General features: G+C 56.8%; 18 protein-coding genes. 8 read left to right on the top strand and 10 right to left on the bottom strand.

Features of this window, described 5'->3' with window-relative positions; genetic code table 11:
• Positions 1 to 6: 6 nt before the first annotated feature.
• From argE to coaBC, 6 genes are all read right to left on the bottom strand, one after another.
• Positions 7 to 1167 carry an acetylornithine deacetylase gene (gene argE, locus QLQ17_RS02675; protein ID WP_283207990.1) on the bottom strand — a complete coding sequence of 387 codons (1161 nt, stop codon included), beginning with the start codon at positions 1165 to 1167 and terminating at the stop codon, positions 7 to 9.
• A 42-nt stretch (positions 1168 to 1209) separates the two neighbouring features.
• Positions 1210 to 2457: an LSm family protein gene (locus QLQ17_RS02670; RefSeq protein ID WP_283207989.1), complete on the bottom strand. Its 1248-nt coding sequence runs from the start codon at positions 2455 to 2457 to the stop codon at positions 1210 to 1212.
• Positions 2458 to 2503: 46 nt separating this feature from the next.
• A complete protein-coding gene (argB, locus tag QLQ17_RS02665; RefSeq protein ID WP_283207988.1) occupies positions 2504 to 3400 on the bottom strand; it encodes an acetylglutamate kinase in 897 nt (298 codons plus the stop codon).
• Positions 3401 to 3483: 83 nt separating this feature from the next.
• Positions 3484 to 6117 carry a phosphomannomutase/phosphoglucomutase gene (locus QLQ17_RS02660; protein WP_283207987.1) on the bottom strand — a complete coding sequence of 878 codons (2634 nt, stop codon included), beginning with the start codon at positions 6115 to 6117 and terminating at the stop codon, positions 3484 to 3486.
• An 85-nt stretch (positions 6118 to 6202) separates the two neighbouring features.
• On the bottom strand, positions 6203 to 6664 hold the full coding sequence (gene dut, locus QLQ17_RS02655) for a dUTP diphosphatase (RefSeq protein WP_283207986.1): 462 nt from the start codon (positions 6662 to 6664) through the stop codon (positions 6203 to 6205).
• Positions 6661 to 7863 (bottom strand): bifunctional phosphopantothenoylcysteine decarboxylase/phosphopantothenate--cysteine ligase CoaBC, encoded by a 1203-nt coding sequence (gene coaBC, locus QLQ17_RS02650; protein ID WP_283207985.1) that lies wholly within the window; start codon positions 7861 to 7863, stop codon positions 6661 to 6663. The genes dut and coaBC overlap by 4 nt, the downstream gene beginning before the upstream one ends.
• Positions 7864 to 8039: 176 nt before the next feature.
• On the opposite strand from coaBC, the gene radC reads away from it, so the two are divergent.
• The 3 genes from radC (at position 8040) to rpmG (ending at position 9343) form a co-directional block, all read left to right on the top strand.
• Positions 8040 to 8714, top strand: coding sequence for a RadC family protein (radC, locus tag QLQ17_RS02645; protein WP_283207984.1), 675 nt, complete (start codon positions 8040 to 8042; stop codon positions 8712 to 8714).
• 225 nt (positions 8715 to 8939) lie between these two features.
• The gene (gene rpmB / locus QLQ17_RS02640; protein ID WP_150911352.1) at positions 8940 to 9176 is read left to right on the top strand and encodes a 50S ribosomal protein L28; all 237 of its coding nucleotides are present in this window, start codon (positions 8940 to 8942) and stop codon (positions 9174 to 9176) included.
• 11 nt (positions 9177 to 9187) lie between these two features.
• A complete protein-coding gene (gene rpmG / locus QLQ17_RS02635; RefSeq protein WP_091701227.1) occupies positions 9188 to 9343 on the top strand; it encodes a 50S ribosomal protein L33 in 156 nt (51 codons plus the stop codon).
• 72 nt (positions 9344 to 9415) lie between these two features.
• Here the strand turns inward: rpmG and QLQ17_RS02630 are convergent, their stop codons facing one another.
• The 3 genes from QLQ17_RS02630 to QLQ17_RS02620 form a co-directional block, all read right to left on the bottom strand.
• The gene (locus QLQ17_RS02630; RefSeq protein WP_283207983.1) at positions 9416 to 10279 is read right to left on the bottom strand and encodes an endonuclease/exonuclease/phosphatase family protein; all 864 of its coding nucleotides are present in this window, start codon (positions 10277 to 10279) and stop codon (positions 9416 to 9418) included.
• Between the two features lie 37 nt (positions 10280 to 10316).
• The gene (locus QLQ17_RS02625; protein WP_283209037.1) at positions 10317 to 10910 is read right to left on the bottom strand and encodes a thiol:disulfide interchange protein DsbA/DsbL; all 594 of its coding nucleotides are present in this window, start codon (positions 10908 to 10910) and stop codon (positions 10317 to 10319) included.
• Positions 10911 to 11112: 202 nt separating this feature from the next.
• On the bottom strand, positions 11113 to 11721 hold the full coding sequence (locus tag QLQ17_RS02620) for a c-type cytochrome (RefSeq protein WP_283207982.1): 609 nt from the start codon (positions 11719 to 11721) through the stop codon (positions 11113 to 11115).
• Positions 11722 to 11905: 184 nt separating this feature from the next.
• Between QLQ17_RS02620 and yihA the strand changes: the two genes are divergently transcribed.
• Positions 11906 to 12526 carry a ribosome biogenesis GTP-binding protein YihA/YsxC gene (yihA, locus tag QLQ17_RS02615; protein ID WP_283207981.1) on the top strand — a complete coding sequence of 207 codons (621 nt, stop codon included), beginning with the start codon at positions 11906 to 11908 and terminating at the stop codon, positions 12524 to 12526.
• A 208-nt stretch (positions 12527 to 12734) separates the two neighbouring features.
• Here the strand turns inward: yihA and QLQ17_RS02610 are convergent, their stop codons facing one another.
• Positions 12735 to 13424, bottom strand: coding sequence for a TetR/AcrR family transcriptional regulator (locus QLQ17_RS02610; protein ID WP_283207980.1), 690 nt, complete (start codon positions 13422 to 13424; stop codon positions 12735 to 12737).
• Positions 13425 to 13672: 248 nt separating this feature from the next.
• Between QLQ17_RS02610 and QLQ17_RS02605 the strand changes: the two genes are divergently transcribed.
• The 4 genes from QLQ17_RS02605 (at position 13673) to coaD (ending at position 18005) form a co-directional block, all read left to right on the top strand.
• Positions 13673 to 15118: a coniferyl aldehyde dehydrogenase gene (locus tag QLQ17_RS02605; RefSeq protein WP_283207979.1), complete on the top strand. Its 1446-nt coding sequence runs from the start codon at positions 13673 to 13675 to the stop codon at positions 15116 to 15118.
• Between the two features lie 68 nt (positions 15119 to 15186).
• Positions 15187 to 15813 (top strand): hypothetical protein, encoded by a 627-nt coding sequence (locus QLQ17_RS02600; protein ID WP_283207978.1) that lies wholly within the window; start codon positions 15187 to 15189, stop codon positions 15811 to 15813.
• A gap of 31 nt (positions 15814 to 15844) precedes the next feature.
• Positions 15845 to 17437 (top strand): GMC family oxidoreductase, encoded by a 1593-nt coding sequence (locus QLQ17_RS02595; protein ID WP_283207977.1) that lies wholly within the window; start codon positions 15845 to 15847, stop codon positions 17435 to 17437.
• 79 nt (positions 17438 to 17516) lie between these two features.
• A complete protein-coding gene (coaD, locus tag QLQ17_RS02590) occupies positions 17517 to 18005 on the top strand; it encodes a pantetheine-phosphate adenylyltransferase (protein WP_283207976.1) in 489 nt (162 codons plus the stop codon).

Below are 18005 nucleotides of genomic sequence, written 5' to 3'. Positions count from 1 at the left end.
TCCCGCCTAAAGGCAAAACTTCTGGATAAGACCCCGCAAGATTCTGATCGCCGGATCAAGTTGTGACAGTTCCAGAAACTCGTCAGGCTGATGGGCCTGATCAATCGACCCTGGCCCCATCACCAGAGTTTCCAGGCCCAGTTTCTGCAACCAGGGCGCTTCTGTGGCAAATGCCACCGCCTCCGCTTTATGGCCTGTCAGCTTTTCGCAAGCCTGCACCAGGGCGGCGTCTTCAGCAGTCTCGAACGGCGGCACACCATCAAACAAGGGCTCGAATTCCATCGTCAGACCGCGACTGTCGGCCACCGGTTTGAGTGTGTTCAGTATCGACTGTCGCAGCGCGTCCATATCCATACCCGGCAATGGCCGCAAATCGAAATGCAATTCGCAGCGGGCACAGATGCGGTTCGGGTTGTCGCCACCGTGGATGCAGCCCAGATTCATGGTAGGTACCTGAACCCGGAAATTGGAATTGCTGTATTGTTCCTGCCACCCGGCTCGCAAGGCCAGTAGATGGCCCAGTGCGTCATGCATGCCTTCCAGCGCATTGCGACCCAGACCAGGATCAGAAGAATGGCCAGACTGGCCTTCAAACACCAGCCGTTCCATCATGATGCCTTTGTGCATCCGCACCGGTTTCAATCCGGTGGGCTCACCGATCACCGCATAGCGGGCTTTGGGCTTGCCCGCCTCTGCCAGCGCACGCGCACCGTTCATTGAGCTTTCCTCGTCAGCAGTGGCCAGAATAATCAACGGCTGCTGGAGGTTCTGGTCGACAAACGTCTTGGCCGCCTCAATCGCCAACGGGAAGAAACCCTTCATATCGCAGGTGCCCAGTCCGTACCAGCGATCGTCGCGCTCGGTCAGTCGGAAAGGGTCACTCTGCCAGCGTTTGTCATCAAAGGGCACCGTGTCGGTGTGGCCAGACAGCACCAGGCCACCGGGGCCTCGCCCCAGTGTGGCAATCATATTAACCTTGCCTGGCATGCCCGGAACGTCAAGGATTTCAACCTCGAAACCCATGGGTTCCAGCCACTCCGCCAGGGTGCGAACCACCGGCTCGTTACTGTGATCCCATTCAGCCGCTGCACTGCTGATTGACGGCTGAGCAATCAGCCGCGACAGCATCTCCTGCACGCCCGGCAAGTGTTCAGTGGATCCTGACATCAGGGAGATCTCCGTGCCTTTTAGAAAGCCCTGCCGTCAGGGCTATGGGTTCTGGCCGCGACGCCAGATTTCAAATCTGGTGATCAGACGAATGGCGATAGGATAGGCAACTTCGCCACCATCCACCAAACGGACCACTTCCATTCGCTTGTCATTCACGCTGCCAAGGCGGCCTTCCACCACATTACCATTCTCCAGAGTGACTCTCACGGTCTGACCGATCAACGCAGAAGCATCATCGGTGGCTGCCAGTTGCCAGCCCGGTTCGGCGGGATCAGATTCGTCAACGACAGGCTCCATGGCTTCGGCTGGCACCTCCTCTGGCTCAGGCGCTATGGGCGTCAGGAACACGTCCGGCACGCCAGCACCGTTGTAGGTAATGAAGGGCTCCACCGTTCGATTCTCACCGGCTTCCGCGGCCAAAAGCGGCACACCCCATAGTGGCTGCCCCGGCGCAAGCTCAATGCTCAGCTCCCCCCCCTCTGCCAACCATTGGCGGTAGAGGGCGATCAGTTGGTCACTGGGCCGGTAACCTCTCGTGGCCAGCGCCTGGCGGAAGGATTTCATGACAACCCTCGTCCACTCCCCGGCTTCTAAGCCGGCTTCCCGCGCGCAATACGCCGAGATACGCCGCATCAGGCCACCATCCCGGATATTCAGGGTGACTGGCTGGGTGCTGGAACTAAACACGTCAGTCGGGTTCATGAGGTCAAAGCGGGCGCCCGGCCAGAGCACCTCGATACTACCTGTTTCCACCGTGGTCACCTCGGCGTAGAGCTCCGACGCATTCTGGCGAATCAGGGCCTCACCGGTCAGGCCGGTAATGCCCAGACGCAGAAGATCACCGCTGCCCAGTTGCTGACGGTGGTCGGGCCCACAAACAGGGGCAAACAGGGTGGGATCCTGCACCTCATTGGTTGCGGTTACCCAATCCCGAAGCAGAGCTTCATCCAGAGCCATGGATAGCTGCTCGCCATCCAGTGACCATTGCATTGGCAAGGCCGATGGATCCAACAGGACATTCACCAGGGCGATCGGCGATCCGGCATCAAAACTGAGTCGGCCGAATTTCAGAGGCTGGGACAGTCTGAAGTCCTCGTATCCCCCGTCCATCAGGGTCAGGGTGCCGGAGATGCCCGAACGGATGCTGCCGTGGTCAATCACGCCAACCTCGTCAACAGCCTCGTCGGCCGCTGCAAACTGCTGATCCGCCAGCCACCAGACACCACCTTTGAAGGTCAGGTAGCCAACCAGAGCCAGAATGATCAACAGGGTCAACAGGCGCTTCATGATTCAGTCCTCTTGCCGCCGATGAGGGTCAGGCGTGAATGGAGCATCAGTTTCTGGAAATCAGAGTACCAACGCCCTCGTCGGTGAAGATTTCCAACAGGGTGGCGTGTGCCACGCGCCCGTCAATGATGTGAGAGGTACGAACCCCGTTTTCGACAGCACTTAACGCACAGCGGATTTTCGGCAGCATGCCGCCGTGAATGGTGCCATCCTCGATCAGGTCGTTGACTTGCGCCGCAGTCAGGCCGGTCATGACCTTGCCTTCCTTGCTTTTGAGACCAGACACATTGGTCAGCAGAATCAGCTTCTCGGCCTTCATGGCCTCGGCTACTTTGCCTGCCACGAGATCCGCATTGATGTTGTAGGAAGCGCCGTCCGGCCCGACACCGATCGGCGCTATCACCGGAATCACATTGCTGCGGGTTAGCATTTCAATCACCTCTACATTCACGCTGGCCACTTCGCCCACGTGGCCAATGTCGATGATTTCCGGCCGCTCCAGCTCGGGTGAGCGGTTTACCACTTCCAGCTGTTTGGCGCGAATCAGGTTGGCATCTTTACCCGTCAGACCCACGGCTGTGCCGCCATGACGGTTAATCAATGACACAATCTGCTTGTTAACCTGACCACCGAGTACCATTTCCACAACGTCCATGGTCTCGCTGTCAGTCACCCGCATGCCATTCACGAAACGGGACTGAATGTTCAACCGCTCCAGCAGCTCGCCAATCTGGGGGCCACCGCCGTGGACGACAATTGGGTTAATCCCCACCAGCTTCATCAACACCACATCCCGGGCAAAGCTGCTTTTCAGCTCGTCGTTTTCCATGGCATTGCCGCCGTACTTGATGACTACGGTTTTGCCGGTAAAGCGCTGTATGTATGGCAAGCCCTTGCTGAGTACAGAAGCGACCTGCATTGCAGTTTCACGATCCAAAGCCATTCACATTGCCCTAACATGAAAGGGTGGAACAACCAGTTTCAAAACTGGCCGGCCACCCTGATTAAACGTTCCGAAAAACGGGTTCAGAAATCCGCGACCAGATCCGGTGCCGCACGGCTGAGCTGCTCTCTGAAGACCGTCTTGATCCGCTCCAGTGCTTCTTCGGTTTCGGCTTCAAAGCGCAACACCAGCACCGGGGTGGTGTTGGAAGCACGACACAGCCCCCAACCGTCGCTGAACTCAACGCGAATGCCGTCAATATCGCTCACGCTGGCATCGCCGAAATCGCCTTTCTGGGCCAGCTGTTCGACGATCTGGAACTTGTTCTCTTCAGTGACTTCCACGTTCAGTTCCGGCGTGCTGATGTCATCCGGGAACTCGTCAAACACTTCATCACTGTGACGATCTTCAATGCCCAGTATCTCCAGCAGACGCGCTGCGGAATAAAGCCCATCGTCAAAACCGAGCCAGCGCTCGCCGAAGAATATGTGGCCACTCATTTCGCCGGCCAGCAGGGCACCGGTTTCTTTCATTTTCGCCTTCATCAGCGAGTGTCCGGTTTTCCACATAATGGGCCGACCACCGGCTTCTGAGATAACCCCGGCCAGGCGACGGCTGCATTTCACATCGTACAGCACATCGGCGCCAGGGTTACGGGAGACCACGTCCCGGGCAAACAGCATCATCAGACGGTCGGGCCAGATGATCTTGCCGGTGTTGGTCACCACACCCAGGCGATCACCGTCACCATCGAAAGCCAGGCCAAGGTCCGCTTTTTCGGATTTAACAGTAGCAATCAGGTCCTGCAGATTTTCCGGTTTACCGGGGTCCGGGTGGTGATTGGGGAAGTTTCCGTCTACCTCGCAGTACAAAGGCACCACTTCGCAACCCAGTTCCTCGATCAGCACCGGAGCGAGCTCACCCGCAATGCCGTTACCTGCGTCCAGCACCACTTTCAATGGCGCCGCCACTGCAATATCACCGACAATCCTGTCCAGATAAGCCCGTCGAACATCTTCGGACGACTGGCTGCCCTGGCCACTAACAAAGTCGCCGGTCTGAATCCGCTGCAACAGTCTCTGAATGGCCTCGCCGGAGAGCGTCTCGCCCCCTAGCATGATCTTCAGGCCGTTGTAGTTGGACGGGTTATGGCTGCCCGTAACCATCACACCCGACCCGTTGCCCAGCTCGTGGGTGGCAAAATAAAGCACCGGTGTCGGCACCGCCCCGATGTTTATGACATCAAGGCCAGCAGCCATAATGCCACGACCCAGTGCATCCGCCAGCTCCGGGCTGGAGTGGCGGCCATCAAAGCCAATACAGATGCTTTTCACTCCCCGCTCAACGGCCTCGCTGCCGATGGAGCGGCCGATCACTTGCACAATGTCAGCGGTCAGCGTGTCTCCAACGATGCCGCGAATATCGTAAGCGCGGAAGATCGTCTCCGAGATATTGACATTGGGAAGCGCCACTTCCTCCACCCCGGGCGCGTCATCAGGCGCATCCGAGGCGCCAAAACCAAGAACATCGTCGTCACCATCCAGCATGTCGATATCGAGCATGTCTTTTTCTTCAAACAACGGTTCTTCGGCAGCACCGCCACTCTGTTTACCGGAAGCGGCCTTTCTCTTCGGTTTCGCGGTTTCAGCCACTTTGGCTATCCGCTTTTCGACCATCTGGGCAAGCCTGGCCAAGACTTCTGCCGTCGAAGCGACCATATCCCACTTGAACGCCGGCGGTTTAACCTTCTCGCCACCGAAGACTTTCTGGGCCCACTGATTCATAACAGCCACTTCCTGGCGCACCCGGCGCAGAGCACCATTGAGCATCACCCATACCAGTATTGCGGCAATCAACATGGGCCCGATGACCAGAATGGCCACCGCCACCATACCGATGAGTGGAGCAGGCGATGACGCTGCCTGATACCTCAGCGTCCAGTCCGGATTGATCAGATTGCGCTCAACGGCCTGGCCGCTGCCGCTGCCCGAGCTGGCAATGGCGCGATCTGAACCGCTGACGGACTGAATGATTGAGAATTGCCCGTCAAGCTCGGCGTTCAAACCTGTTAACAAAGGTTTGAGCTGAGCCACATCGAAAACCACCAATACGCTGCCAATCACAGCGTTGCCGGTATCACGGCGTACCGGAGTCGCCATTTGGAGGTACCACTGCCCATCACGCGGGAAGGCATCAGGATAGACCGGACGCCCGGTTTCTGCGCGCCTGGCCAGATCGAGCCCGGCAAAACCAAGAGTTGGCTGGCTGGATGTCCGGGGAATTTCGCCATAGGGAAACAGGTAAACAGCCTGAGCGTTCGGCAGGGCAGCTGCCAACGCCGCCGACGCCGTGGTCATGGACCCATTACCATCAAGCGCCTGACGCACGTAGCTCTGGCTGCCAACGCCAGCAACCACAGACTGCATCAACTCCAGTTGCTGGTTCACCCTTGCCGCAGCGGTATCGGCTGCCAGCGCCGTCTGCAATTCATAGCGTTTGTTTTCGGCGGGAACCACCAGAAGCAAATAAACCAGCGCCGCTGAGGCGACGCCAGCCAACAAAACCAGAACTGCCTGCTGAAACGCTACGGAATTCAGCTGCTTGTGCTTGGGATTGCCACCGGTTTTTTTACTCTTGACCTGATTTTTCGCCGGTTTGGACTCCTTTGCGGAGTCGGTGACTTCCTCGTCAGAATTCTTCTTTTTGCCAAGCTTCATAGTCCATCCTGCAGATACAAGCGTCCGGTTTTATTCACTATTCGAAGAAGTATAGACTCTCATGACCAATCCGTCGGAGGCAGACTCACCGGGTGCCGGTTGAGCCAAACCCGCCTTCGCCTCGCAGGCTCTGGTCAAACTCCGATACCACCTCGAAATTTGCCTGCACGACTGGGACCAATACCAGTTGAGCAATTCGCTCACCGACCTCAATGGTGAACTCGGTATCTCCGCGGTTCCAACACGACACCATCAGTTCACCCTGATAATCCGAATCAATCAAGCCGACGAGATTGCCAAGCACAATGCCATGCTTGTGACCCAACCCACTGCGCGGAAGAATCATGGCTGCCAGCGAAGGGTCCGCAATATGGACGGACAACCCGGTTTTGATCAGCTCGGTCTGTCCCGGCTTCAGGGTCAGAGGGCCGTCAAGGCAAGCCCGCAGATCCAGGCCCGCAGAACCTTCAGTGGCATATTCAGGAAACGGCACACTTTGCCCAATCCGGTCATCCAGAATGCGTACCTGAAAGGTCTGTCGAGTCATGAGGTTTCCTTGTGAGTCAGTTGATCGGCAATTTTCGTAATCAGCAGGCGAGCAATATCGGCTTTCGTGTCTGGCCCGAGGGTCTCACGGCCGCCCTCCCAGAACACGGTGACAGCGTTACGGTCGCTATTGAATCCGAGTCCCTGAACCGAGACGTCATTAGCCACGATCATGTTCAGCCCTTTGCGTGACATTTTATCGAGAGCGTATCGCTCTACATCCCGGGTTTCTGCCGCAAAGCCGACGGTGAAGGGCGCGTCAGGACGGGCGGCAATGGTGGCCAGCGTATCCGGATTACGCACCATGGCCACGTTCATGGCGTCATTGGTTTTCTTGATTTTATCGCTGGCGATGGAATCCGGCCGATAATCCGCCACGGCAGCCGTGGCGATAAACAGATCACAACCCTCATCTACGGCCTGCCCGGACGCCTTGAGCATATCTTCCGCCGTCGTCACAAAGCGGCGATCCACCCCCGCCGGGGCATCCAGCGCGACCGGCCCACTGATCAGCACCACACTGGCACCGGCATTTCGAGCCGCCTGAGCCAGGGCGTAACCCATTTTTCCGGAACTGTGATTGCTGATATAACGCACCGGATCAATGGGCTCACGGGTGGGGCCTGCGGTAATCACCACGCGCTTGCCACTCAGAGCGCCGACATTAGCACCTGCAATCAGTTCAAACAGGGCAGCGGGCTCCAGCATCCGGCCCGGTCCCACGTCGCCACAGGCCTGGGAGCCCTGATCGGGGCCCCAAAGCTGGACCTGGGGGTCGTTCGCCAGCAAATCGATATTCCGGCGGGTACGTTGGTTGCTCCACATGGCCTGATTCATGGCAGGGGCCAGAGCGATCGGTGCCTCGGTAGCGCAGCACAGGGTGGTCAGCAAGTCGTCCGCCATGCCATTGGCCAGACGGGCCAGAAAATCGGCCGATGCCGGCGCCACCACGATCTGATCCGCCCACTTGGCCAGTTCTATGTGGCCCATACCGGCCTCTGCGTCTGGATCCAGCAAAGACGTTCTGACCGGCTCACCACTCAACGCCTGAAAGGTCAGCGGTGCAACGAAGGCTTCCGCACCGCGGGTCATGACCACGCGCACCTCGCGCCCTGACTTCTTTAACAGACGAACGAGTTCCGCGCTTTTGTAGGCGGCGATACCGCCGGTGATTCCCAGCAGAATGCGATGTGCGGTCATTGTGACTCCGAGACGGTAACTGCCTGAGCGAGTTACGGTGTACGTCATAAAAATGAAAGGCTTATAAGATAGCACGTCAATTCGCTGCGGGCAGCCCGCAGCCATGGTAAAATCACGCCACGATAGCAAGTTCAACGGTGCGCAGGACGCGCACTGACTACGAAAGGAATCGAATTATGTCTGCCACTCTCTGGCCGGAGGACGAGCGCCCGCGTGAGCGGCTGCTAAGCCACGGGCCCGCCAGCCTGTCCGACGCCGAACTCCTGGCTATTTTCCTGCGCACTGGTACCGCGGGTATGCCGGTCATGGAACTGGCCAGGCATTTGACCGACAGTTTTGGTGGCCTGCGAGGGTTGATGACCGCCTCCCAACGCCAGTTTTGTGGGGTGAAGGGCCTGGGAAACGCCAAATACGCGCAGGTGCAGGCCGCCATGGAAATGGCCCGACGGGTAATGGACGAGCCGCTGCGCCAGGGCGACCCGCTCAAATCACCGGCAGACACCCGGCGATTCCTCAGCAGTCGCCTGGCGACGTTTCCTCATGAAGTCTTCTCAGGGCTGTTCCTGGACAACCGGCACCGGGTGATTCGCTATCAGGAACTGTTCCGCGGCACCATTGACGGCGCCGCAGTGTACCCCAGAGAAGTGGTTCGCCAGGCCCTGGAGCTGAACGCAGCTGCGGTGATCTTCGCCCATAATCACCCGTCGGGTGTGGCGGAACCCAGCCAGGCTGATGTGTCATTGACCCGGCGCCTGAAAGACGCACTTGAGCTGGTGGATATCAGGGTTCTTGACCATATGGTGGTCGGCCACGGTGAGGTAATATCCCTGGCTGAAAGAGGCCTGATGTGATTTTGCCAGCAAGCTCGGCAAGAATGCACCGAAACGCTGGCCAAAATCCCAACAATTTTTTGCGTTGGGCGGGCACTTCTGGTATAAAAGCGTCCCTTTCTGGCGGCGTCTGGCGAGTAGCGTGCACTATCTCTTATTAAAAGGTTAGGCGCAGGTAGCGACCAGAGACGCAATTGAACGAATTTAAAATGCATTTTCAGGACCAAGCTCAGGTCGGAGGCAAGTATGTCCAGAGTCTGTCAGGTCACCGGTAAGCGACCGGTAGCCGGTAACAACGTTTCTCACGCGATGAACCACTCACGTCGTCGTTTTCTGCCCAACCTGCAGAATCATCGCTTCTGGGTTGAGTCAGAGAAGCGCTTTGTAAAGCTGCGCGTATCCACCAAGGGTATGCGTGTTATCGATAAGAAAGGCATTGACGCTGTGCTGGCCGATCTTCGTGCCCGCGGCGAGAAATTTTAAGGAGCCGCATCATGCGCGAGAAAATCAAGCTGGTATCATCAGCAGGCACTGGTCACTTCTACACGACCAAAAAGAACAAGCGGAACACTCCGGAAAAGATCGCTATGAAAAAGTACGATCCGGTTGTCCGTAAGCACGTTGAGTACAAGGAAGCCAAGATCAAATAAGATCTCAGGCGCTCCGACAGATACCCCGGCCTTATCCCCGGGGTATTTTTTTGTCTTTATGGAAGGTTTTGATTAAAAGGTCTGCAGATAACCACTGGGCAGCTTGATGTCCATGGCGACCGGTAAATGGTCTGAAACCGGGAAGCTCACCACTTCCGATCGGCGGATTTCCAGGCTGGGGCTGACCAGTATGTGGTCAAGCGCCCGCTCAGGCCTCCAGCTCGGAAAACTGTGTGCCGTATCAGGCAACGGGATCAGGTTGGCATGCTTCAGCGGCGTATTGGTCAGCAACTGATCCGCATGATTATTCAGATCACCCATCAGCACCACGTGCTCGTAATCGGAAATCAACTCCTGAATAAACCCGAGCTGTCGTTGCTGCGCAGCCTTACTCAGGGACAGATGCATCATTACCAGCACCAGCGGGTCTTCTGCTGCCCCATATCGAGCCACAATGGCGCCACGCCCCGGGATCAGCCCCGGCAACTTGTGCTCTTCTACGCTGATGGCCTTGTAACGGCTAAGCAGCCCGTTGCTGTGCTGGGCAAGCTGACCGAGATTTCGATTCAGTTGCTGGTACCAGTAGGGAATACCAGCCGCTTCCGCCAGGTACTGCACCTGATTGATGTACCCACTGCGAAGGCTGCCACCATCACACTCCTGCAGGGCCACCACATCGTAATTGCGCAGCAGAGCGGCAATCCGGTCCAGGTTCTCAATGCGCTTGCGGTTGGGCAGCAGATGCTGCCAGCTGCGCGTGAGATAATGACGATAAGAGGCGGTGTTAATACCCACCTGAATATTGAAGGTCAGAAGACGAATGTGCCGGTGCGGCTCGAACTCCGGCACATGCTCGTCTCCGGAACAGGTTCCCCTGGCCGTTACCTCTGAAGGACGGAGAAGGCTTTCCAGCTGCTTCCTGATGCGTTCGTACATAAATGGCAGCTCTGGTCAGTCAGACGTATAGACCGCCCTATTCGGACGGCTCAGCGCTTTCCTTTTCGATCAGGTAATCCACCACTTCCAGAACCGCTTCCTGGCTACCCGCCATGCTGGCCGTAACGCGGTATTTGCCATTAACCAGAACGGTCGGAGTGCCCGTTACACGAGCACCACGGACTTTGGCTTGAGCCTGCTGCATCCGGGCATTCACACCGAAACTGTTGTAATTCTTCAGGAAGGCTTCACCATCCACACCGTACTCGGACACGAAATCAGCCAGTGCCTCCCCGGAATTAAGCTGGCGACGCTCTCCGGCAAGCGCGTCGAAAAGCGCATCGTGCACCTTATCCAGCTCGCCCATGGCTTCCAGGGCATAGAAGGCTTTTGCGTGCGGCTCCCAGGATGCTCCCAGAGCCGCCGGAATCTTCACATAATTCACGTAATCAGGGATATCCTCGGCCCAGCTTTCAATCAGTGGCTTGAAGGAATAGCAGTGGGGGCAGCCGTACCAGAACACCTCGGCCACTTCGACACCGGACTCTGTGGCGGTTCTGACCGGGGTATCCAGAGCAACGTAATGGCGCCCTTCTTCAAAGGACTGGGCGTGGGCCTGTGCCACAAACATCAAAGCAAACAGCGACAGGGCGATGTTACGGAACATGCAGATTCTCCGGTTTTTATAAGAGTGTTTAAGAGGATTATGACCCAGTGCCGGCGAAAAGTTCCACCGTCAGACAATTAAAGGTCTGTAAAGCAGAGATGTCGCGCCTGCCAAAAACAAAAAACCCCGCCAAAGCGGGGTTTCCTGACATTACCAAACTGACGAATCAGTCCAGCCCTGACACATAGCTGGCAACCGCCTCGATTTCCTGATCAGTCAGCTTGGCAGCCACATCCATCATGATGGACGAGTTCTGGCCAGAGTCGCGCTCACCATCCCGGTAGGCTTTCAACTGTGCCGCGACATAGTCCGCATTCTGGCCGCTCAGACGCGGATAACCGGCGGCCTCAATGCCTTTGCCCGAAGGCGAGTGACACCCTGAACAGGCCGGCACACCGCTGGCCATATTACCACCGCGATACAGTGCCTGGCCCTGATCCACCAGATCCGGATCGGCCTGGCCAATTGGCATCGACTGACTATCAAAGTAAGCCGCCAGGTCTTGCAGGTCCTGGTCAGAATGGTTATCCAAAAGACCGGTCATGGAAGCAATCTCGCGATCACCGCTTTTGATCAGACTCAACTGCTGGTGTAGGTATTTTTCACCCAGCCCCGACAGTTTCGGGTAGTTCGCTGCAATCGGCTTGGCACCGCCAGCCCCATGACAGCCCGCACATACCTGCGCATTCGCTTCGCCTGCTTCAGGATCTCCAGCCCCGTGCGCCATTGCCGTAAGGCCAACACCGAGAACCACTCCTGCGATCAGTTTCTTCATGCTCGCTCCGCTTCTCTCATCTAAACGTGTTCTTCATTATGCAGCCGGCAGGCGCTATCCATTGTCGAACGCATACGCCACAAACCGGGGCTGGTGGCGGCTACCCAAGGCGTTCCGCCGGAAATTGGTGTAGCATTATACATTAATCCCTGATAACTGAAATCCAATAGGAAATCCGATCTCCGTGACGTCTGACGCGACCGCAAAAAGCCTTTCATTCAACAGCGCCCGATTCCTCATCAGCGCCTCCCGATTGGAGGAATGCCCAACGGATCATGGTGCAGAGGTTGCCTTCGCCGGCCGCTCCAATGCCGGTAAATCCAGCGCCATCAACACCATCACCACCAACGGCAAGCTGGCGCGCACCAGTAAAACGCCCGGTCGTACGCGACTGATCAACTTTTTTTCACTGAACCGGGAGAACACTCGTCTGGTCGATCTGCCCGGTTACGGCTATGCCAAGGTCTCCCGTGACATGAAAGACGACTGGCAAAAGCACCTTGGCCACTACCTGAACGATCGGCAATGCCTTCGCGGTCTGGTGCTGGTCATGGACATCCGTCATCCACTAACCGATTTTGATCAAATGATGGTGGAATGGTGCGACCATAACAACCTGCCGCTGATGATTCTTTGCACAAAAGCCGACAAGCTGAAGTTTGGACAGGCGAAAACCGCGATGATGGGCATTGCCCGGAAGCTGGAAAAGGTCCAGTGTCTGGAACACCTGATTATGTTCTCAGCAACGTCCAAACGGGGCGTGGATGAAGCCAGGGAAGCATTGACTCAATGGCTGGAAGCATAAAAAAACCGGCCTGCGAAGGTAACAGGCCGGAAAACGTCAGGGTTTGCGACGTACTAAAACCTGAGTGCTCTCAACGAGCGCTATCAGGAAGGCACCTGCAACGTCCGAATTACTGGCACCTGTACAGTTGACCACATCGCCATCAGGAAGTTCCTTCGCCGGCTCCTTCTAATTTGTAAGTAGCTTCCGCAATAGGCCAGGTCTCACTCTAGCGCCCGTCGTTAGCGGCCAGGGCAACGCGCCCGTTCGCATCCGGAATGTCAGGACGGTACTTTTCACGTAACGCCATCACCCGTTCCCGATAATCCGGAGTCAGATAGGGAATTTCCATTGTCAGTACCTGATAAATGCCCTGCTTGAGATGGGTCAGAGTCAGCTCCCCCTCCCCTTCACAGCCATGAGCGGTTTTCAGATAGGCCATCCAATTGGTAATCACCAGCCAGACGTTCAGTGACATGGCGGACCGTAGATCCTCTGGCTGAGGATGGATGATGTCCGCCTCCGCCAGTTTTTCAAAAATCCGTCTGATCGCTGCAAGGCAACGCTCGGTGAATTGACGATAGTCTTCCCGAAGCCGTTGGTCACTGTCGAGGAGGTATTCCAGATCCCGATGGAAGAAGCGGTAACTCCACAGGCCATCGAACACCGATTCCAGGTAAAAGGTCAGATCATCCAGAGTCATCGGGCGGTTTTCGGGAATATCCAGATAGAAATCCACGAGCTTTTCATACTCCAGAAAGATCTCGTAGATGATGTCGGACTTGTTGCGGAAGTGGTAATACAGGTTGCCCGGCGAAATCGCCAGATGTGCCGCGATGTGATTGGTGGTCACGTTCCGCTCACCACGCTCATTAAAAAGCTCCAGGCTTGAGAGCAGAATCTTGTCTCTGGTTTTCATAGGCTCAACGTTGGGTGTTGTATTGACTGCGAAGAACAGCGCTGTGAATTCGTATGGCCTGATTCGCCAACCGGTCGGCTTGACTCACTAGAGTATATACTCTAATAATAGCCCAGAGTGCAAACTGAGCAATTTTTCACCACTTCTGCTCGGCATTTAACGTTAATAGAAAGCCTCACTGAAAGGCTCGATCAACACAGGATGGAGGGCTCCAACCGCAGCCATCCATCGCAAGGAGAGAACTCGCTATGGGTGCCACCGTTGTACAGCTGACCGAAAGCAAAAAACAGATTCAGCACAATCATCGTACCTTCGACGATCAAAAGAAGGCCTTTCGCAACAACCCCATGCCATCCCTGACGGAACGGCAGGAAAACCTGAAGCGCCTGAAGCGAGTACTGCTGGCCAATCAGGATCGTCTGCTGGACGCCATGGATCGTGACTTCAGCTGCCGATCCAAAGATGAGTCGTTGATTGCCGAGGTAATGCCGTCGATTCAGGGTATCAATTACACCCTGAAAAACCTCGGTGGCTGGATGAAGCCGTCCAAACGTCACGTGTCCTTGCTGTTCCAACCTGCCAGCAATCAGGTTCACTATCAGCCGAAGGGCGTGGTGGGCGTCATCGTGCCCTGGAACTACCCGCTTTACCTGGCGGTGGGGCCACTGGTCGCCGCGCTGTCTGCGGGTAACCGCACGATGATCAAAATGTCCGAATATACGCCTCACACCTCGGCGCTTTTCAGGGAATTGATTGAGTCCACGTTCCCGGAGGATCTGGTCAGCGTGATCAACGGCGAAGCTGACGTGGCGGCCGACTTTTCATCACTGCCTTTCGACCACCTGCTGTTCACCGGCTCCACGACTGTGGGCAAGCTGGTGATGAAAGCCGCTGCGGAAAACCTGACACCGGTTACCCTGGAGCTTGGCGGAAAATCTCCGGCGATCGTGGCGGCGGATGTGCCGATGGAAGACGCCGCTCAGCGTATCGGCTTTGGCAAGGCACTTAACGCTGGCCAGACCTGCGTAGCACCGGACTACGTGCTCTGCCCTGCCGATCGCATTCAGGCCTTCGTGGATGAATTCCGCAAACAGATGTCCACCATGTATCCCACACTGCGGGACAACGACGACTACACAGCGATCATCAACGAGCGCCAATACAATCGCCTACAAGGTTACCTGGATGACGCCAGGCAAAAGGGCGCTGATCTGATCGAGGTCAATCCTGCGCAGGAAAACATGAAAGATGGCACCCGGAAAATGCCGATTACTCTGGTACTGAACACCACACCGGACATGAAGCTGATGCAGGATGAGATCTTCGGGCCCATTCTTCCGGTGGTCAGTTACGGCAATCTGGACGAAGCCATTCACTACATCAATGACCGTCCGCGGCCACTGGCGCTTTACTACTTTGGTTACGACAAGGCCCATCAGGATTACGTCACCAACAACACCCATTCCGGTGGCATGTGCATCAATGACGCACTCATGCACGTTGCTCAGGACGACCTTCCCTTTGGCGGCGTGGGCGATTCCGGCATGGGCCACTATCACGGCAAGGAAGGCTTCCTGACCTTCTCCCATCAGCGCGCCATTTTCAGCAAGCAGCGCTTCAACAGTGGCAAATTTGTGTACGCACCGCACGGAACGGCCGCTCATAAAATGATATACAAGCTCTTCATTCGCTGATCTTTCTGACAGCCGGCCTTCGGGCCGGCTTCAAAAGGAAGCATAAAAACGACAAGAGCGGGATAAGCATGCCTGAATCTTCTTCCAAGCCGGACACCATGGACCGTCGCAGTTTCCTGCGCACCGGTATGGGCGGTGCCTTGTTTCTGGGCACGGTCAGCGTCACAGCAGGGCTGTCCGGCTGCGCCACATCGCCCGCAGGTGATGGCTACACAGCGCTATCTGATGCCAGAGCCAGCAACTACCAGTTTCGATTTCTAACCAAAGACGACATCGTGCTCTTTGAGGCCCTGTTGCCAGCCATCGTAGGCCCCTCTCTGACAGAGGACCCCGAACGGCGACGCATCAAGATTAGAGAGACCATCGAGCGTGTCGATGCAGGCATTCACCAGTTTGGCCCGGCCAACCAGAAGGAACTCAGGGGCCTGTTCGACCTGCTGAACTTCGGCCTGACACGGGTCACCGTTGCACGGGTCTGGTCAAGCTGGGAAAACGCCAGCACAGCGGATGCCGATGCGTTCCTCAAGCGCTGGCAAACCAGCAGCATCGGGCTATTCAACAACGGGTATATTGCGTTGACCAAGGTCAGCAACGTGGCCTTTTACGGTCATGAAGATCACTGGGCGGCCTCTGGCTATCCGGGACCACCCCAGTGGGCCGTTGATGCATTGCCGCAGTTCAAGGCCAGCGCCTGAGCCGTCACTTCCTGCTAACTGGAGCCTTTTAATGTCAATAACGGATCGAATCGCCCGTGGCCTGGAATCCGGCTGGAAAGTCATCGATGGCGCCACACTGACCGCCAGCCAGACCCACGAAGCGGATGTGGTCGTCATCGGGACGGGTGCTGGTGGCGGGACCACCGCAGAGATACTGGCGAAATCCGGGCTGTCTGTGATTCTGGTGGAGGAAGGCCGGCTGTATCATCAGAAAGACTTTAAAATGAATGAGCTGGATGCCTACGCATCTCTTTATCAAGAGGGCATGAGCCGGGTCACCAGGGATGGCGCCATTGCCATCCTGCAGGGTCGTTGCGTTGGCGGGTCAACAACGGTGAACTGGACGTCCAGTTTTCGCACACCGGAGCCCACGCTGAATCACTGGGCCAGCCAGTTCGGCCTCGACGGCCTGACCCCCGACGCCATGAAACCCTGGTTCAACGGCCGGGAAGAACGTCACACGATTTCACCCTGGCAGGTAGATCCAAACCCCAATAACGACGTCCTGCGTCAGGGATGCGAGAAGCTGGGCTGGTCATGGCAAATCATTCCCCGCAACGTCAAAGGTTGCTGGAACCTGGGCTACTGCGGCGTCGGCTGCCCCACCAATGCCAAACAGGGCGCCCTGACGACCACCATTCCCGGCGCACTGGACAACAACGCGACCCTGTTCCACGGTTTGCGGGCTGACAGATTGATCATGAACCAGGATCGGATCGATCGTCTCAAAGCCTCTGCCATGTCAGCGGACGGCGTCACGCCATCAGGCGTGGAGGTAGAACTGAAGGCGAAGCACTTTGTCGTGGCCGCCAGCGCCATCGGGTCGCCAGGCCTGTTACTGCGGTCCGACATTCCTGACCCGTACGAACGCATTGGAAAGCGCACCTTCCTGCATCCCGTTAACGCGACGGTCGCCGAAATGCCGGAAGCCGTCGATCCCTACTACGGCGCCCCCCAGTCCATCTACTCGGACGAGTTCAATTTCAGTCGTGGCGTCGACGGCCCGGCCGGTTACAAACTGGAAGTTCCCCCGCTCCACCCTGCCATGTCAGCTGGCGTCGTTCCCGGTCATGGCGAGCAACTGAAAGCGGATCTGACCAAACTACCCAGGCTCAATTCCGTTCTGGCGCTGTTGCGGGACGGTTTTCACCCTGAAAGCCCGGGCGGTACGGTGAGCCTGCGTGACGATGGCAGCCCGGTACTGGATTATCCGGTGACGAACTATCTCTGGCAGGGTCTGAGAGATGCCTTCTACAAAATGGCGGAAATCCAGTTTGCGGCGGGCGCCAAAAAGGTTCGCCTGATGCATCTGGATTCACCCTGGTTTGCGACCTGGGGGGAAGCTCGCAAAGCCATTGATGAAATGCCTATGGAAATTCATCGTACCCGTCTCTTCACTGCCCATCAGATGGGTGGCTGCGGCATGGGCAGCAACCCTCGCGAATCGGTGGTCAACGGCTTTGGTGAGCATCATCAGGTGGCCAACCTCAGCATTCACGATGCGTCCATTTTCCCGACCAGCATTGGCGCCAACCCGCAGCTGTCTGTGTACGCCCTGTCGGCCCGCAACAGTTCCCGCTTGGCCAGCAAGCTCCTGAGTTGAGCGACACCAGCGCTGCCCGTCGTTTTGGTTGGCGGGCAAGGCTGGTATGCTTTCATCATCAGACAACAAGGAGCATTCAATGGCACGAGTCATCTACCCCGGCACGTTTGACCCCATCACCAACGGCCATACGGATCTTATCGAACGCGCGGGCCGGCTATTTGACGAAGTAGTGGTTGCCATTGCCTACAACCCGAAAAAATCGCCATTACTGGATCTGGACGAGCGCTGCGAGCTGGTCTCAGCAGCGACAGCTCATTTGCCAAACGTGACGGTCACCGGGTTCAGCAATCTGCTTGCGGATTTTGTTCGCGACCAGGGCGGCACCGTGATTCTCCGAGGTTTGAGGGCGGTCTCCGATTTCGAATACGAATTCCAGCTTGCGGACATGAATCGGCGGCTGGCTCCGGAAGTAGAAAGCGTGTTCCTGACCCCGGCAAACCACCTGTCTTACATTTCCTCGACGCTGATCCGCGAGATTGCCTCGCTGGGCGGGGATGTGTCCGAGTTTGTTGACCCGGCGGTAGAAAAAGCTCTGAAAGACAAATTTACGCACACATCAGGCTGA

The organism is Marinobacter sp. CHS3-4, assembly GCF_030053415.1.
Lineage (GTDB): Bacteria > Pseudomonadota > Gammaproteobacteria > Pseudomonadales > Oleiphilaceae > Marinobacter.
This window is presented reverse-complemented; position numbering and strand designations above follow the sequence as displayed.

Bases quoted from the DNA above. Each gene is read 5' to 3' on its own strand.
- QLQ17_RS02625 (WP_283209037.1), bottom strand. From the start codon at position 10,910: ATGTTTGTGGCACAGGCCCACGCCCAGTCCTTTGAAGAAGGGCGCCAT.
- QLQ17_RS02610 (WP_283207980.1), bottom strand. From the start codon at position 13,424: ATGAAAACCAGAGACAAGATTCTGCTCTCAAGCCTGGAGCTTTTTAAT.
- QLQ17_RS02660 (WP_283207987.1), bottom strand. From the start codon at position 6,117: ATGAAGCTTGGCAAAAAGAAGAATTCTGACGAGGAAGTCACCGACTCC.
- QLQ17_RS02630 (WP_283207983.1), bottom strand. From the start codon at position 10,279: ATGTACGAACGCATCAGGAAGCAGCTGGAAAGCCTTCTCCGTCCTTCA.
- argB (WP_283207988.1), bottom strand. From the start codon at position 3,400: ATGGCTTTGGATCGTGAAACTGCAATGCAGGTCGCTTCTGTACTCAGC.
- rpmG (WP_091701227.1), top strand. From the start codon at position 9,188: ATGCGCGAGAAAATCAAGCTGGTATCATCAGCAGGCACTGGTCACTTC.
- coaBC (WP_283207985.1), bottom strand. From the start codon at position 7,863: ATGACCGCACATCGCATTCTGCTGGGAATCACCGGCGGTATCGCCGCC.
- dut (WP_283207986.1), bottom strand. From the start codon at position 6,664: ATGACTCGACAGACCTTTCAGGTACGCATTCTGGATGACCGGATTGGG.
- QLQ17_RS02595 (WP_283207977.1), top strand. From the start codon at position 15,845: ATGTCAATAACGGATCGAATCGCCCGTGGCCTGGAATCCGGCTGGAAA.
- radC (WP_283207984.1), top strand. From the start codon at position 8,040: ATGTCTGCCACTCTCTGGCCGGAGGACGAGCGCCCGCGTGAGCGGCTG.
- argE (WP_283207990.1), bottom strand. From the start codon at position 1,167: ATGTCAGGATCCACTGAACACTTGCCGGGCGTGCAGGAGATGCTGTCG.
- QLQ17_RS02605 (WP_283207979.1), top strand. From the start codon at position 13,673: ATGGGTGCCACCGTTGTACAGCTGACCGAAAGCAAAAAACAGATTCAG.
- rpmB (WP_150911352.1), top strand. From the start codon at position 8,940: ATGTCCAGAGTCTGTCAGGTCACCGGTAAGCGACCGGTAGCCGGTAAC.
- QLQ17_RS02620 (WP_283207982.1), bottom strand. From the start codon at position 11,721: ATGAAGAAACTGATCGCAGGAGTGGTTCTCGGTGTTGGCCTTACGGCA.
- coaD (WP_283207976.1), top strand. From the start codon at position 17,517: ATGGCACGAGTCATCTACCCCGGCACGTTTGACCCCATCACCAACGGC.
- QLQ17_RS02670 (WP_283207989.1), bottom strand. From the start codon at position 2,457: ATGAAGCGCCTGTTGACCCTGTTGATCATTCTGGCTCTGGTTGGCTAC.
- QLQ17_RS02600 (WP_283207978.1), top strand. From the start codon at position 15,187: ATGCCTGAATCTTCTTCCAAGCCGGACACCATGGACCGTCGCAGTTTC.